The 15686-nt window shown below is 65.7% G+C and carries 12 protein-coding genes; 4 read left to right on the forward strand and 8 right to left on the reverse strand.

Annotation, left to right across the window (positions count from 1 at the left end; translation table 11 throughout):
• Positions 1-76: 76 nt before the first annotated feature.
• Complete coding sequence (locus ACYPYD_RS03500) at positions 77-358, reverse strand: LysR family transcriptional regulator (protein ID WP_081799039.1); 282 nt, start codon at positions 356-358, stop codon at positions 77-79.
• Positions 359-388: 30 nt separating this feature from the next.
• Positions 389-1726, reverse strand: a complete 1338-nt coding sequence (locus ACYPYD_RS03505; RefSeq protein WP_211150877.1) for an LLM class flavin-dependent oxidoreductase — start codon at positions 1724-1726, stop codon at positions 389-391.
• 415 nt (positions 1727-2141) lie between these two features.
• Here ACYPYD_RS03505 and ACYPYD_RS03510 point away from each other — a divergent pair, with 415 nt between their 5' ends.
• A complete protein-coding gene (locus ACYPYD_RS03510) occupies positions 2142-5036 on the forward strand; it encodes a TonB-dependent siderophore receptor (RefSeq protein ID WP_459662076.1) in 2895 nt (964 codons plus the stop codon).
• A 65-nt stretch (positions 5037-5101) separates the two neighbouring features.
• Here the strand turns inward: ACYPYD_RS03510 and ACYPYD_RS03515 are convergent, their stop codons facing one another.
• From ACYPYD_RS03515 to ACYPYD_RS03525, 3 genes are read right to left on the reverse strand one after another with little or no spacing between them, the layout of a single operon-like run.
• Positions 5102-6547, reverse strand: coding sequence for a PstS family phosphate ABC transporter substrate-binding protein (locus ACYPYD_RS03515; protein ID WP_211150875.1), 1446 nt, complete (start codon positions 6545-6547; stop codon positions 5102-5104).
• On the reverse strand, positions 6544-7275 hold the full coding sequence (locus tag ACYPYD_RS03520; protein ID WP_211150874.1) for a hypothetical protein: 732 nt from the start codon (positions 7273-7275) through the stop codon (positions 6544-6546). The genes ACYPYD_RS03515 and ACYPYD_RS03520 overlap by 4 nt, the downstream gene beginning before the upstream one ends.
• 2 nt (positions 7276-7277) lie before the next feature.
• Complete coding sequence (locus tag ACYPYD_RS03525; protein WP_459662077.1) at positions 7278-9413, reverse strand: TonB-dependent siderophore receptor; 2136 nt, start codon at positions 9411-9413, stop codon at positions 7278-7280.
• Positions 9414-9708: 295 nt separating this feature from the next.
• Here ACYPYD_RS03525 and ACYPYD_RS03530 point away from each other — a divergent pair, with 295 nt between their 5' ends.
• Positions 9709-10842: a Gfo/Idh/MocA family protein gene (locus ACYPYD_RS03530; protein ID WP_211150872.1), complete on the forward strand. Its 1134-nt coding sequence runs from the start codon at positions 9709-9711 to the stop codon at positions 10840-10842.
• Between the two features lie 60 nt (positions 10843-10902).
• On the opposite strand, the gene ACYPYD_RS03535 is transcribed toward ACYPYD_RS03530, so the two are convergent.
• On the reverse strand, positions 10903-11538 hold the full coding sequence (locus ACYPYD_RS03535; protein WP_211150871.1) for a flavin reductase family protein: 636 nt from the start codon (positions 11536-11538) through the stop codon (positions 10903-10905).
• 4 nt (positions 11539-11542) lie between these two features.
• Complete coding sequence (locus tag ACYPYD_RS03540; RefSeq protein ID WP_008832876.1) at positions 11543-12493, reverse strand: carbon-nitrogen hydrolase family protein; 951 nt, start codon at positions 12491-12493, stop codon at positions 11543-11545.
• A 117-nt stretch (positions 12494-12610) separates the two neighbouring features.
• Between ACYPYD_RS03540 and ACYPYD_RS03545 the strand changes: the two genes are divergently transcribed.
• Complete coding sequence (locus ACYPYD_RS03545; RefSeq protein ID WP_211150870.1) at positions 12611-13738, forward strand: cupin domain-containing protein; 1128 nt, start codon at positions 12611-12613, stop codon at positions 13736-13738.
• A 39-nt stretch (positions 13739-13777) separates the two neighbouring features.
• Positions 13778-14701 (forward strand): fumarylacetoacetate hydrolase family protein, encoded by a 924-nt coding sequence (locus tag ACYPYD_RS03550; protein ID WP_211150869.1) that lies wholly within the window; start codon positions 13778-13780, stop codon positions 14699-14701.
• 353 nt (positions 14702-15054) lie between these two features.
• Here the strand turns inward: ACYPYD_RS03550 and ACYPYD_RS03555 are convergent, their stop codons facing one another.
• Positions 15055-15510 (reverse strand): hypothetical protein, encoded by a 456-nt coding sequence (locus ACYPYD_RS03555; protein WP_459662078.1) that lies wholly within the window; start codon positions 15508-15510, stop codon positions 15055-15057.
• Positions 15511-15686: the final 176 nt, after the last annotated feature.

A 15686-nucleotide genomic window follows, 5' to 3' on the forward strand; every position in this document is an offset into this window, starting at 1 on the left:
AGGGCAGAGTTACACCGCCCTGGATTGCTTCGCTGCGCTCGCAATGACGAGGTGGGGAGCGGGTTGAAGGCGGTCCTCAACCACCCCTTTCCAGATACGTCACCGCCCTCGACAGGCTGGCGAACCCCTCCTGCAGATCCGGCAGCGCCCGCGCCGCGCGCGGGGTGAGCGACAGGTCGCCAGGCCCGCGTCGGGGCCGGGCGAACAGCTCTGTCCCCAAATCCCTCTCCAGCCGCGCGACCAGCTGGCCGACGGCGGACGGCGTCACCTGCAGTTCCCGCGCGGCGAGCGCGAAGCTGCGGTTGCGCGCCACCGCCTCGAAGGCGCGCAAGGCGTTGAGGGGATAAGGCCCCGTCACTTTCCGTGCGCTTTCGTCAGGCGCGCGGGGTCACTCTGCGGCGACTGCGAGCGAGGCGGCGGCGTGGCGGTGCTCCGGGACCGGCAGGCCGAGGTGGCCGCGTAGGGTGTCGTGCGCGTATTCGGTGCGGAACAGGCCGCGGCTCTGCAGGATCGGCACGACCCGTTCGCGGAAAAGCGCGAACTCGTCCGGTGCACCGACGACGATGTTGAAGCCGTCCGCCGCGCGGCCGGTGAACCAGCGCTCGATTTCGTTCGCGATCGTCTCGGGCGAACCGACAAAGCCCTTGCCGCCTGGGTTCTGGCCGCGCTGGGCCGCCTGCCGCAAGGTCAGCTTCTCCTCGCGCGCGGTGCGGATGATCCGCTCGGCCGCGCCCTTGTAGCTGTTGAGCGTGACGCCGGTGAGATCGGGGAACGGTGCGTCCAGATCGTACTGGCTGAAGTCGTGGTAGTTGAACGCGCGGCCGAGCTGGACGAGCAGCTTGTCGATATCGAGGTTCTCCGCGCGCTCGCGCTCGATGCGGTGGGCTTCCTCATCCGTCTCGGCGATCAGCGGGAACAGGCCGGGGAGCACCTTGATCGCGTCCGCATCGCGGCCGAGCGCGGCGGCGCGCGCCTTGAGGTCGGCGTAGTACTGCTGGCCCGACGCGAAATCAGGGGAGGCGGCGAACGTGGCTTCGGCGATGTGCGCGCCCAGGTTGCGGCCTTCGTCGCTGTCGCCCGCCTGGAAGATCACCGGCTGGCCCTGCCGCGAGCGGGTGAGGGCCAGCGGCCCGGCCACCGCGAAATGGCGGCCCTTGTGGTCGAGGCGGTGCTGCTTGTCCTTGTGCAGGAACAGGCCCGATTGCTTGTCGCGCGGGAAGGCGTCATCTTCGTAGCTGTCCCATAGGCCCTGCACGACCTCGACGAATTCCTGCGCGCGTTCGTAGCGCACGGCGTGGTCGAAGTGCTCCTCCCGGCCATAGTTGCGTGCGGCGCCTTCGAGTCCGGTGGTCACCACGTTCCAGCCGGCGCGGCCCCGGCTGATGTGGTCGAGCGAACCGAACTGGCGCGCCACGTTATAGGGCTCCCAGTAGCTCGTCGTCAGCGTGCCGACGAGGCCGATGCGCGAGGTGTGCCCGGCGACGGCGGAGAGCAGCGTCAGCGGCTCCAGCCGGTTGAGGAAGTGCGGCGAGGTGTCCGGCGTGATGAACGGGGAATCGACGATGAACACCAGGTCGAACTTGGCGTCCTCGGCGAGTTTCGCGTTGGTGATGTACCAGTCGATGTCGACGCTGGCATCGCCCGGCACGTCGGGATGGCGCCAGTTGTACTGATCGTTGCCTACGCCGGTAAGTATCGCGCCAAGATGAAGCTGCCGTTCGCTCATGAGATTGTACCCGTTCGTCGATGATGATGGGCCGAGCGTAATCGACGTGGACACCCGCGAATAACGAGGGTTTCCCATAGCGATATTCGCGGCGCTAAACGGACGCGATCAGTATGACCAATTCTCAAGCGAGGGCTGCGACTTCCAATTTGTCTGATGGACGGGCCGCCCATACCCATCGCTCATCAGGTCAGGCCTCGGCGGCTATTTGACATCAAAACGCCGATAACAATGCCATGCTGGTGAGACACGCTGAAAAGGCCCTGCACGCTGCGACAGCGTGCGCGCCGGATGCACCCTGACCTCGGGGATATCCTTTTTCGAAAAACGACAGGTCGGGCCGGATTTCGCCGCTCCCGCAGCTTCCGTTCCGGGGGCCGGAGCGGTGCGCCCGACGCATATACAGGGGTGAACAATGCGCAAATCGGCACGCCATAAGGGCCATGCCTTGGGATCGGGCAGCAGCAGGCAGGCTCTGGGCTTCATGCTCGCACTGGCGGTAGGGGGGACGGCGACGCCCGCCTTCGCGGCAGACGAAGCGGAAGGCGCGGACAGCAGCGATGTGGCGGCGGAAATCCTCGTCGAAGGGACGCGCTCGCGCGGCTCGGTGGTAGAGGCCGGGCCGCTCGGCACGCGCACCATTCTGGAGACGCCGTTCTCGGTCTCCGCTGCCGATACCGACCAGATCAACCGCATCGCCGCGACGACGATCGACGCCGCGTTCAATTACGATCCTTCGGTGCGATCCAACAATTCGGGGCTGGCTTCGGGCAATACCTTCAGCATCCGCGGGCAGGCGATCGACCTTACCAACGGCTACAAGTACGACGGGCTGGCCTTTCCCTACTGGTTCCAGGACCACCCGATCGAGGCGGTCGAGCAGATCCAGGTGCTGAAGGGCGCGGGCGGCTTCGTCTACGGCTATGCCTCGCCTTCGGGCGTGGTGAACTTCATCTCGAAGAAGCCGACCGACGAACTGGTCGCCACCGCCGGGTTATCCTTGCGCAGTTCCAGCATCTGGCGCGCGCACGTCGATATCGGCGGGCCGCTGACCGAGACGGGCTCCACTGCCTTCCGCCTCAACGCGGTGGAGGAGCAGGGCACGCTCTACAACGGCGCCTACAACAAGAATACTTTCGCGCAGTTGTGGCTGCAGGGCGAGATCACGCCCGACCTGACGTGGAGCGTCGACGGTTATTACCAGCGCACATGGCAGGCGGGGCAGTCCAATACCGTCAGCTTCACCACCGGGGTCACCTCGCTGGCGACGATGAGCGGGGCGGACTTCAACCTCGCCTCGAAATCGACGCACAAGTTCAACGACATCAATCAGGTGACCGGCCGCCTGAACTACCAGATCGCGCCTGACTGGAAGATTTCCGCCGCGCTGCGCTATTCGGCGCTGGACGAGCGGTTCACCGGCAATACCGCGCAGATCACCAACAATGCGGGCGATTATCGCGTCGGCGTACTGGGGATGAACCGCAAGTTCACGTATCATGTCGGGCAGTTGTCGATCGACGGCACTTTCCATACCGGCGCGATCGAGCATGCCGTGGTCGCCGGGTTCGATTACTTGGACGTCGATTACGACTACGACTACAACCCATACACCGCTACGCGCGTGCCGACGGTGTCGTACGACTTCAACCTGACCGGCAACATCTACGCGAACAACGTGCCCGACTGGGCTTTCGCTTCCTACACCCGCGCCGACGGGCAGGTGGTGACGGGCCGCCAGTTCCAGCGCCCGCCCGACTGGTTCCGCTATCAGGAAATCCGCCAGCGCGGCCTGTTTCTCAGCGATACGCTGAAGCTGGGCAATGCCGAACTGATGCTGGGCGGCCGCTACACCTTCTATACTGAGCGCAATTACGAGCCGGTGTTGGCGGATACGAACTACCGCGAGAACAGCTTCACTCCCGTCGCCGCGCTCAGCTACGACGTAACACATGGCGTCCGGGCTTATGTTTCCTACGTGCAGGCGCTGCAGCGCGGCACGCAGGCCCCTGCCAACGCGCTGAACTATGGCGAGAGCTTCGGCCCGATCAAGAGCACGCAGTACGAGGCGGGCATCAAGGTCGATCGCGGCACCTGGGGCGCGACGCTCGCGGCGTTCCGCACCAAGGTGCCGTCCGAGTTTCTCAATACCGAAAGCTACTGGGTGCGCGACGGCGAGCGGCGGTTCCAGGGCATCGAGTTCGACGCGCACTGGCAGGCGACCCCCGAAGTGTTGCTGAAGTTCGGCGCCGCCTATCTCGACGCGGTGCAGACCAAGGCATCGAGCGCGGCGCTGGTCGGCAAGAAGGTGCCGGGCGCTACCGCGTTCCAGACCTCGGGCTTCGTCGAATATTCGCCCGCGTTCCTGCCCGGCTTCTCGGCGTTCGGCGGCGTGCGCTATTCGGGCAAGGCTTACGGGCAGGTGACGAATACCTTCATCTACAAGCCGGTGACCGTCGGCGATGCGGGTATTTCCTATAAACTGCCGATCGAGGGACGTTCGGTCACGGTTTCCGGCAACGTCCAGAACATCACCAACGAGCAGTATTGGGTGCCGGGTTCGGGCGGCGTCTCGCTGTCGGCGGGTGCACCGCGCACGTTCAGCCTGAACCTGACGGTCTCCACCGGCCCGATCGAGCGGCGCGATACCGAGTGGAGTGAAGGCTCCGGAACCGGCGGCTTCTATATCGGCGCTGCGGTGGGCGGCACGAAGATCAATGATGGCAGCTTCGACATCCGCGCCCGCGTAAACGCCGCGCTGGGTGTGGATCGTAGTGGCCTGAAGACCTCGTACAAGACCGGATGGGAACTCGCCGGGAGGCTGGGCTATGACTTCGGCTTCCTGCGCACCGAACTCGAACTGGCGCGCCAGCAGTTCGATCTCGACCGGGTTGCGCTGAATTCGACGCGCATCGCGGTCAATCCGGTGTCCCGTACCGCCGGGATCTACGACGATCCTTCCGGCACCACCCGCATCCAGTCGATCCTGCTCAACGGTCTGGCCGACATCGCCACCGGCTCGCGCTGGTCGCTGGAGGCGGGCGGCGGCATTGGCGTGGCGCGGATCAACCAGTACCGCTGGAAGCTGGAGGCCGACGAGAGCAGCACTTTCGCCTACGAGAACAAGGTACGCTTCGCCTGGCAGGCCGTGGTCGGCGCGCGTTACGCCTTGTCGGACCGGCTCGATGCGACACTGCGCTATCGCTATCTCAACGTGTCGGACGTGTTCCTGCAGACGACCACCGCCAATGCCATCGAAGGCGCGTTCCGCACGCATAGCGTGGTGGTGGGCCTGAACTACGCTCTGTAACCTTTCCGGCGGTTATGGAGCCCGATGACGAAGCCACCACGAGGGGGGTGGTGGCTTCGTCTCGGTCAGAAAGTCTCGACGAGATCGCGCATGGCTTTCAGGTCGGCGCCGTTCAGGGGGACGTAGCCGTCGTCCTCTTCGCGGTGGCGGGTGATGATCGCCTGCCCCTCGTCCGAGAGCAGGAAGCGCAGCAGGCCCTTGACCGCCGGGTCGATCGGCCTGCCCGGCGCCTTATCGACATAGATGTTGAGGAAGTACGAGATCGGCCATGCGCCCCGGTCCTTGCCCGCTTGAGGCAGGACGTAAGGGCCGCCGTCGCGTGCGGACAGCGGCAGGACTCGCACGCCTTCCGGTGCCTCGCCCGCGTCGATCCATGTCGCATAGCCGATGCCGCGAGGGTCCGCCGCGACGGCGGCGAGGATCGCCTTGCCGCTCGGCATCGCCTGGTAGCGGGCGTTGAAGGGAAGCCCGTCCAGCTTCGAGGCGCGCATGGCCGAGCCGAACCCGCCATCGTCGCGCGCACCGTAGACGTGGATCGCGCCAGCCGCGGCGCCCAGATTCGACCAGTCGGCAATGTCGCCGCCCGGTGCTCCGGCCGCGAAGACGCGCTTCACTTGCGCCATCGATAGTCCGGCAAGCGGGTTGTTCGCGTTGACGTAGATCGCGGGCGGCGTCTTGCCGTTCGCGCGGGGACCGTGGCTGGCATAGGCGATGCGGATGCGCACCGGATCGTAGCCCTTCACCTGCCGGAAGCCGTCGAGGTCGTTCTCCCACAGCTCACGGCCCATCGGCGCGAAGATCGTGGTTCCGGCCGTCAGCGCAGGCATCGCGGTGGAGGAGCCGCGCAAGTCGGCGGTGAAGCGCACCTTGGGCGCGTGACGCGCATAGGCGGCGAGCATGTCGGGCATGATCGTCGTCAGCGTATCGCTGCCGATGATCGACAGGCTGCCGTCCGGGGCGACGTAGCCCGCCTCACGCCGCGGGATCGTGATCCCGTGCAGCCTTGCGATCCGTTCCCGCGCATCGGTCAGCGCGGCGGCATCGAGCGGCTTGTAGATCGACAGCGCCGCCTTCAGGCGCGCCTGTCCGTCGTCCGAGAACAGCGCCTGCAGCACCGGCTTCACCCGTTCGTCGATGGCGCCGTCCTTGTCGCAGCGCACATAGAGGTAGAGCCCCTGCATCACCGGCACCGCCAGCGGCAGGCCGCCGGAAAAGCGGCGCACGGCGGCGCGCTCGATCACGGTCATCTCGCGTGGGATCACGGCGAGCGCGATGGTGCCTTGCGTCAGCAGCGGCATCGCTCCGGCCGGGCCGACGATGCGGGGGGACAGGCCGCTGGCTGCCGCTGCGACGGCATCCGTTTCCCGGCCACCGCCAATGGCAAGGCCACCGTCCGCCAGCACGTAGCGCGCCAGCAGCGGCTGCGCCTCGGGGATCGGCCCGCTGTCCTGCGCCGATGCGGAGCCCGCGAGCAGGGCGGCTGCCAGCGCGAAGCCAAGCGCGCGCCTCACTTCTTCACCTTGCACACTTTCGCGCCCGCGCGCGCCCATATGATCGCGGCGTCGAACAGCTTGCGGCCGGTATCGGTCATGCGGGTGAAGCTGTTGTTCTCCATGCCGATGAACACCCGGCGCGCGGGCGCGAGGTGGTCGTGGTCCATCGTCGCGCCCGCCTCGTAGCCGAACAGTGTCGCCTTGTCCGGTTCGCCCGGCCAGGTCATGATGACGTCGGCGCCGAGCCCGGGCTTGCCCCAGCCTGCGGGCGTGCGCGCCTCGGTCCAGGTGCCAAGGCCCGCCGGGATGCCCGCCGCCATCGGATGCGGTGCGCGCACCAGCCAGAAGTAGTGGCCGGTCTCCAGTTCGCCGAAGTCGGTGTCGCGGCGCAGGCCGGTCATCCACAAGTCGTCGAGAAGGTCGTTCTCCCAGGTCACCAGCGGCACGCTCATGTCGCGCCAGCGCGCGATCATGGGGCGGTTGGCGGTGAACTGGTTGGAGCGCACCGTCGAGGACATGACGACAAGGTCGAACCCGCAAGGGTCCGGCGCGCCGTCCAGCCCCTCGCTGGTGGTGACGGCATAGCCCATCGCCTCCAGTCGCGCCTTGACCGCCGGGTCGGCCGAACCGCCGGGGGGATCGGCGCGCATCAGGAACAGCACCTTGCCGGCATCCGCCGCCAAGGCCGGGGCGGGAGCCGTGCCGATGGCCAGCGCCAGCAGCGCGGCGGCGAATGCCTTGGTCATCCTCAGAACCCTCCGCTCAGGCCGACGAGGAAGCTGCGGCCCTCGCCCGGCGTGATCTGCGCGCGGGAGACGGTGCTGGCGATGTAGTACTCGTTGGTGATGTTCTTGACGTTCACCGTCAGGCGCACCTTGTCGGCCAGCTTGTACCACAGGCTGCTGTCGAAGCGGGTGTAGCCGCCAACCGAGAAGGTGTTCTCCAGATTGCCCATGCGGTTGCTCGCCGCAACCACGCCGCCGCCGAAGCCGAAGCGGCTCAGCGGGCCGTCCACCGGCTCCAGCGTCACCCACAGGCTGCCGCTCCACTTGGGCACGCCGATCAGCTTGTTGCCCTTTGCGTAGTCGGTGGAGGAGCGCACGGTGGCGTCGGTATAGGCGCCGTTGGCGATGACCTTGACACTTGGCGTGATCGCGCCGGACATGTCGAACTCGACACCCTGCGAGCGCTGGACGCCCGCGTTGATGTTGTAGCCGACGTTGTTGGGGTCCTGCTGCGTCACGTTCTCACGCGTCAGCTGGTAGATCGACAGCGTGGAGGCAAGGCGGCCGCCGAACAGTTCAGCCTTGATGCCAGCCTCGTACTGCTTGCCCTTTTCCGGATCGATCGGCTTGCCGTCGATGGTCGGCTCGGGCTTGGACTGGAACGAGCGGGTGAAGTCGGCGAACAGCGAGACGTTCGGCACCGGCTTGAACACCACGCCCACGCGCGGCGACCATGCCTTGTCGTCCGAGGCATACTGGGTGGAGCCGTGGTCCGACTGCTGGGCATGGTCGTAGCGCACGCCGGCAAGCAGGTTGACATGCTCGCCGATGTCGATCTGGTCCTGCAGGTAGCCGGACAGCGACTTGGACTTCACCTCGCGGTCGGCGGCAAGGACGAACGTGCCCGGCTGCGCGCCGTATTCGGGGTTGTCGATGTCGATGCGGGCCAGTGTGGCGCGCGCGAAGGTACGGAAGCGGTAGGACTTCACATACTCGCCGCCGAACACGACCGTGTGCCCGATCCCTCCGGTGGAGAAGCGCGCGACCATGTCGGCCTGCGCATCGTAGTTGTGATTGTTCTCGTGCTGCTCGACGGCGGTGCGGGTGACGGTGCGCGCGCCGGTTATGGCATTGACGGCGACGGACGTGCCGTAATTGATGCCGAACAGGTCGAGCTTGCCCTCGTCGTAATGGCCGATCTGGCGGACCGTCAGCCAGTCGGCCAGTTCATGCTCGATGCGGTAGTTGAACTCGTAGCGGCTGGATTCGGTGGTCGCCCAGGCTTCGCCCAGGAACCGCTCGCGCGGGAGGTTGACGACGAGATCGCCGTCGGCGTCGGTGGTGGCGACGATGCCGCGATCGGTCTGGTTCTTCTGGTGCGCATACGTCAGGCTGGCGATGACGCGGGTGCGGTCGGTCGGCTGCCACAGCACCGAGCCGGACAGAAACTGGCGGCGATAGGGCTGGAACACGTCGCGGAAGGTGTCGCCGGTCTGCGCGGCGGCGATGAAGCGCACGGCCAGCGTCTTGGCGGCATCAACCGGACCGGTCACGTCCACCTGCCCGCGCATGAAGTCGTTGCTGCCGCCCTGCACGGAGAAGTTCATTCCCCGCTCGAAGCGCGGCTGCTTGGTGACGATGTTGATCAGGCCGCCCGGATCGCCGCGCCCGTAGAGCACAGAGGCCGGACCCTTGAGCACTTCGATGCGCTCCACGTTGGCAAGGTCGCGGTAGCTGTCGTTGGTCTCGATCGCCGGGCTGAGCATGATCGAATCGATGGCGTAGTACGAAGAGCGGAAGCCGCGGATGGTGAAGCTCTCCGACCGGTTACCCGCGTCGGTGCCCGCCTGGATGCCGCTGACGTTGCGCAGCGCGCTGGTGAGGTCGAGGATCTGCTGATCGTCGATGACGTCGCGCGGCACGAACTGGATCGACTGCGGCACGTCCATGATGCTGGTGCCGGTGCGCGTGGCGGTGGTCAACTGGTCGACCTTGTAATCCTTGCTGCGCGCGCCGAGCACGGTGATTTCCGAGGAACTGACGTCCTGCGGCGCACCGTCGGCGGCGGCCTCGTCGGCGAAAGCGGGCGCGGCGATGGTTGTCAGAACAAGGGCAAGCGTGCTCGTTCCTGCCCGCAGGCAAGAGGGATGAAGGTACATTTGTATGGTGCTCCCCGAGGGTGATCTCGATTGTGCACCGCACATATTGCTACTGCGAATTCATTGCAATAGTTAAAAGCGACATTGTTCAGGTTGCCTTCAGGCCCGGAAATCCGCCGGTGTGGGCTGCAGGCGTAGCCTCGATGGTTCCGGGGGAGTCGGGTCCCGGCCCGAACTGTTGCGTGCCGAATCTATCTTGCGGGCAAGGCTGCAAACCGGTTTCCCGACAGCGCTGACAAGGCTAGAGGTGCGGCCCCGCATCCGGTGGGTGCACGACCGAGAACAGGAGAGTCCGTTGAACGTTTCCGTCCGCAAGCCCTTGCGTGTGGCGATCCTGGGTGCCGGAATGATCGGCGAGATTCACCGCCGCGCGGCGCTGCTGGCTGGTGTCGAACTGGTCGGCGTCATGGCGTCCTCTCGCGCACGGTCCGCGGAAGCGGCGGCGCAGTGGGGCACGCTGGCCATCGGCTCGCTGGAGGAACTGGCGGGGCTCGGCCTCGATGTCGTCCACGTCTGCAGCCCCAACAGCCTGCACGCAGCCCATGTCGAGGCGGCGTTGGCGGCCGGTGCCCACGTGATCTGCGAAAAGCCGCTCGCCGTCGGCACCGACGAGGCGCTGCATCTTCACACCCTCGCGGCCGAAGCGGGCAGGATCGCCACCGTGCCCTTCGTCTACCGTTTCCATCCGCTGGTGCGCGAAATCCGCGCGCGGCGCGAGGCGGGCGAGTTCGGCGCGTGGCAATTGCTGCACGGCAGCTATCTGCAGGACTGGCTTCTCTCGCCGAACGCGACCAGCTGGCGTGTGGATGCATCGAAGGGTGGGCGCAGCCGGGCCTTCGCCGACATCGGCTCGCACTGGTGCGACCTCATGGAATTCGTGACCGGCGAGCGCATCGCCTCGGTTATGGCGGCGATGACGATCACCGTGCCGGAGCGTCCCGCAGTGTCGCAGGCCAGCTTCTCGGGCGGGGCGGCCACCGGGCCGCTGGTGAAGGTCGATACCGAGGACGCCGCGACCATCCTGTTCCGCACGGCTTCGGGCGTGCTGGGCAGCGCCGTGATCTCGCAGGTCTCGGCGGGCCGCAAGAACCGGCTGTGGTTCGAGTTCGACGGCGCGCACAAGTCCGCCGTCTTCGATCAGGAGAACCCCGAGACGGTCTGGCTCGGCACCGAGGATTCGGCCGAAACACTGTTCCGCAGTCCGGGCGCAGGTGCGGCCGATGCGCGCCGTCTTTCCAGCCTGCCGCCGGGCCATGCGCAGGGTTATGCCCAGTGCTTCGAGAACTTCGTTGCGGACACGTACGCTGCCGTGCGCGGGGAGGCACCTGCCGGTCTGCCGACGTTCGCCGACGGTCTGCGCTCGGCACGGATCATCGATGCGGTGATTCAGTCGGCGGACACCAATGCCTGGGTCGACGTGCCAGTCTGAGGCGGGATGGCCGCCTGAGAAGAGTGGCCTGCCGCTATTCGGCAGGCCATCCCCGTACCGTCAGGACTCGGCCTTCTCCGCGTTCCACTGCGCGAAGGTGGGGCGGGTCATCTGGAACAAGTCCGTGGTGCGCGCATACCAGCCCGCGCCGTGAACGCGCGCGACGAGGTTCATCGCCAGCGTATCGACATGCAGCTTCTCGGCATCGATGAAGGCGTCGTCGATATGGAAGCGCAACACTTCGCCCAGCGCGATGGTGGTCTTCTCCGTCTCGACCGTCTCGTAGAGACGGCACTCCATCGCCACCGGCGCGGTCGCGATGCGCGGGGCGCCGATCACGCTGGAGGGCAGGGTCGGGATACCCGCTGCCGCCAGTTCGTCGAATTCGGGCGGGCCATCGATGCAAGTGAAGTTCATCGCCGCACTGTCGGCCTCGGAGACGAGGTTCACCACGAACTCCCCGGTTTCGAGGATGTTGGCGGCGCTGTCCTTGTGCGTGCCGTCGGGGCGGCGCATCATGCCCAGCACGATCAGCGGCGGCTCGGCGCTCATCATGTTGAAGAAGCTGTAGGGCGCGGCATTGCGCAGCCCCGCGCCCGACACCGTCGTCACCCACGCGATCGGGCGCGGGGTGATGCTGGAGCCCATCAGCTTGTAGCGATCGGGGCCCGGTACTTTTGAAAAATCGAATTCCACTTGGCTATTCCCCCGAACGGGTGACCGCGCGGCGCGGTGCGACGTTGACCTTCAGTTCGAACACATCGGGCCGTGCGTAGTGGCCGACGACGTCGAAGTCGTACTTGCCGCGCACCACCTGCGCCGGTTCGATATCGGCATAGAGGATCGTTTCGGCCGAATAGTCCGGTCCCGCAAGCACCGTGCCCAGCGGATCCACGATCATCGAGCCGCCGCGCAGCAGCACCGTCTCGGGATCGTCGCCCAGCGCGCAGTCGTAGTCGGCCGGATAGGCGCCGCGCGTCACATGCTGGCAGGCGGAAAGCACGAAGCAGCGGCCCTCCAGCGCGATGTGCTGCATGGTCGAAGGCCAGGCGTCGCGGTCGTCGGCGGTGGGGGCGCAGTAGATGGAGATGCCCTGATCGTACATCGCCATGCGCATCATCGGCATGTAGTTTTCCCAGCAGATCACCGCGCCGACCTTGCCGAAGGGCGTGTCGAAGACCGGCAGCGTGGAGCCGTCGCCGAAGCCCCAGATCAGGCGTTCCGCACCGGTCGGCATCAGCTTGCGGTGCTTGCCGACGAGGCCCTTGTCGCCGTCGAAGAACAGCGCGGTGCAGTAGACGGTGCCGCCGTCGCGCTCGATCACGCCGATGACGACGAAGGCGCCGGTCTCGGCGGTGGCCTCGGAGAGTACCTCCACTTCGGGGCCGTTCAGGTCGATCGCGGCTTCGTGATAGGCGCGGAAGTCCTCGCGTCCCTGCGGCTTGCGCATGCCGACCGGCGTGCCGAACGAGGCGCCCTTGGGATAGCCGCCGAGGAACGCCTCGGGAAACACCATCAAGGCCGCGCCGCCTGCGGCTGCCTTGCGGATCAGGCCAGCGGCCTTTTCGGCGGCGGCGAGAGAATCGGTCGGGATCGATGCGGCCTGGATGACAGCGGCCTTGAAGGGGGCTGCCTTAAACGATGCGGACATGCGGCGCTCCTTTGGAAAAGCACAGGGAATCTGCGGTTCACATAAGGGACAATAGTTGCATTTGACACTTTATTCAAATTATTTTAGGTCTGTAATATCTCGCAGATGGAGGCACCCATGGCCGATCAGAGCTACGACCAGTACCGTGAGGAAATGATCGGCCGCGCGAACGTGGCGGACACCCCCGAACTGGTGGCCTATTACGAGCGCCTGAAGCAGCTGGGCACCGGCGCGCTGTGGACCGTGGCGAACAAGATCGAACCGTGGGAGCCGATCTCCACCTCGGTGCCGTATCTGTGGCGCTACAAGGACCTGCGCGACGACGTGATGAAGGCGCTCGACCTCGTCACGCCGGAGCAGGCGGGGCGCCGCGTCGTCTATCTGGAGAACCCGGGCCGTGCCGACGTGGTCGCCGCCGTGGGCTGGCTCTACTCGGGCCTGCAGGTGATGGGGCCGGGCGAACTCGCCTCCAGCCACCGCCATTCCGCCTCTGCGCTGCGCTTCATCATGGAGGGCGAGGGCGCCTTCACCAATGTCGACGGGCACAAGATGACGCTGGGCGCTAACGACTTCGTGCTGACGCCCAACGGCACCTGGCACGAACATGGCGTCGCCGAGGGCGGCACCCCGTGCATCTGGCAGGACGGTCTCGACATTCCGCTGATGAACGCGCTGGAAGCCAACTTCTACGAGGTTCATCCCGATCTGCAGCAGGCGGTCTCCTACCCGGTCGACGATTCCACCGCGACCTGGGCGGGCACCGGCCTGCGCCCGGCGGGTATGGCGTGGTCCAAGCCCTATTCGCCGCTGTTCAAATACGAATGGGCGCCCACCTACGAGGCGCTGACGAAATACGCACGAGTAACCGACGGGTCGCCCTTCGACGGTGTGATGATGGAATACGTCAATCCGCATACCGGCGGTCCGGTGATGCAGACGATCGGCGCGTCCATGCAGCTGCTGCGCCCTGGCGAACGGACGAAGGCCCACCGCCAGACCGGCAGCTTCGTCTACCAGTGCGCCAAGGGGAAGGGCTGGTCGATCATCAACGGCCAGCGCTTCGACTGGCAGGAGCGCGACATCTTCGTCGTGCCCGCCTGGATGTACCACGAACACGCCAATGCCTCCGACACCGAGGATGCGTGCCTGTTCACCTTCAACGACCTGCCCGTGATGCGCGCGCTCGGTCTCTACCGCGAGGAAGCGCTGGCGGAAAACGGCGGTCACCAGCCGATCCTGACCTGATTTTCAACTCAACACGATAACCTTCGGGGGAATAGCCCAATGCGTCTCGTTACTTACCGTGCCAATGTCGAAGCCGAAGCCCGGCTCGGCGCCCTCGTCTCCGGCTTCGGCGGCGATCTCGTGCTCGACCTCGAACTGTTCGGCGAGGAAATGGGCGTTCCCTTCCCCGCGACGATGCTCGAGTTCATCGACCTCGGCCCGCAGGCGGTCCTGATCGCCAGCAAGCTGATCGAGCAGGCCGAGGGCCTGTTCCCGCTCGGCACCGCGATCCCCTTCGCCAACGTGATCCTGCTCGCGCCGATCCCGCGCCCGCGCAAGAACATCTTCGGCATCGGCCTCAACTACACCGAGCACGTCGCCGAGAGCGCCAAGTCGCTCGACACCTCGCCCGAACTGCCGCGCCAGCCGGTGATCTTCTCCAAGCCGCCGACCTCGGTGATCGCGCCGGGCGAGCCGATCCGCCATAACGGCGAGATCACCCAGCAGCTCGACTGGGAAGTCGAACTCGCCGCGATCATCGGCACCCGCGCCAAGGGCGTCGCCCGTGAGGACGCGCTGAACTACGTGTTCGGCTATACCGTCTGCATCGACATGAGCGCGCGCGACTGCCGCCGTGCCGGCCAGTGGATCTACTCCAAGGGCCAGGACACTTTCGCGCCGATGGGGCCGGTCGTGGTCACCGCCGACGAGCTGGGCGATCCGCAGACCCTCGACCTCTCGCTCACCGTCAACGGCGTGACCAAGCAGTCGAGCAACACCGCCTTCATGCTGTTCAAGGTCGACGAACTGGTCGCCGACATCTCGAAAGGCATCACGCTGGAGCCGGGCGACATCATCGCCACCGGCACCCCGGCGGGCGTCGGCGCAGGCATGGACCCGCAGGAGTGGGTCTGGCCGGGCGACGTGATCACAGCGACCGTCGAGAAGATCGGCTCGCTGACCCACTCGGTCATCAAGGCCTGATTTTAAGAACTTCCCGAAAGGGGAGAACATCCTCCCTGACTTTCAAGCGGGGGCCTTTTCGAAGGCCCCCGTTTTTTCATGGCAGTCCGTCGTCGCGAACGCAGCGATCCGGAGCGTAAGCGTCCTCAGCTATATCCACGTCATCCCCGCGAAAGCGGGGGCCCAGCTGATGCCAGTGCAACAGGAACCGTCAGGAGATGGGTTCCCGCCTTCGCGGGAATGGGTGGGAAATGGACGTTGTCCCACCCACCCCGCTCATGCTGAGCTTGTCGAAGCATGGGGAACCTCGCGCCCCGCCTCCGGGCCTTCGACAGGCTCAGGCTGAGCGGGGTGGGGAGGTCTGATTGGGGTGGTTAGCTGCCGGGGCGCATGACGATGTCAGACTGATGTTTCATCATCAGCATCAACATCAAAGTCGATAGTGCGAAGCCGATGAAAGCGAGCAACGCAAAGTGCTGACCTTGATTTCCGGTAACGATGAAGGCCAACATTTCCAAAGCGATTAGCCGATTGATGATGAGCAACCGGAGATCGCCGTAGCTGCGGGAAAACAAGCGCTCACGCCACGACATGTCACGCCACTGCGCCTTGGACCGCTGATTAAAGGTGTCAACCGCTTGACGTGTTGCTCTATCAAAAAGGGCGACCAAGAACATAACCGCCGCCAAAGCACCCAACAACGCCGTGAGGGGCAAAGCCATGGGCGCAAATGTCAGCGGAGCAATCGCGATGAGCCCGGCAACAACCGCTGCCATCCAAGACCCGAGCAAGGCAGGCCAGAAGAACGAATCTGTTGAACGGGAGATCATTGCGACCAGAATAGCGTTGCAGTTGTCACCTGCCTAGGAATGTCCGCAAAGGGTGGTGGGTTCAACGGGTGGCGGCAACACAAGCTTGGAAACGCTCGGCGGGTGTTTGGTATTCGAGCGTTTTCCTTGGTCGTTCGTTGAGTTGCCGGGCGACAGCGCTCAGTTTGGCCTGGCTG

Source organism: Novosphingobium sp. 11B (assembly GCF_054589055.1).

Bases quoted from the DNA above. Each gene is read 5' to 3' on its own strand.
- ACYPYD_RS03505 (WP_211150877.1), bottom strand. From the start codon at position 1,726: ATGAGCGAACGGCAGCTTCATCTTGGCGCGATACTTACCGGCGTAGGC.
- ACYPYD_RS03510 (WP_459662076.1), top strand. From the start codon at position 2,142: ATGCGCAAATCGGCACGCCATAAGGGCCATGCCTTGGGATCGGGCAGC.
- ACYPYD_RS03520 (WP_211150874.1), bottom strand. From the start codon at position 7,275: ATGACCAAGGCATTCGCCGCCGCGCTGCTGGCGCTGGCCATCGGCACG.
- ACYPYD_RS03525 (WP_459662077.1), bottom strand. From the start codon at position 9,413: ATGTACCTTCATCCCTCTTGCCTGCGGGCAGGAACGAGCACGCTTGCC.
- ACYPYD_RS03540 (WP_008832876.1), bottom strand. From the start codon at position 12,493: ATGTCCGCATCGTTTAAGGCAGCCCCCTTCAAGGCCGCTGTCATCCAG.
- ACYPYD_RS03545 (WP_211150870.1), top strand. From the start codon at position 12,611: ATGGCCGATCAGAGCTACGACCAGTACCGTGAGGAAATGATCGGCCGC.
- ACYPYD_RS03550 (WP_211150869.1), top strand. From the start codon at position 13,778: ATGCGTCTCGTTACTTACCGTGCCAATGTCGAAGCCGAAGCCCGGCTC.
- ACYPYD_RS03555 (WP_459662078.1), bottom strand. From the start codon at position 15,510: ATGATCTCCCGTTCAACAGATTCGTTCTTCTGGCCTGCCTTGCTCGGG.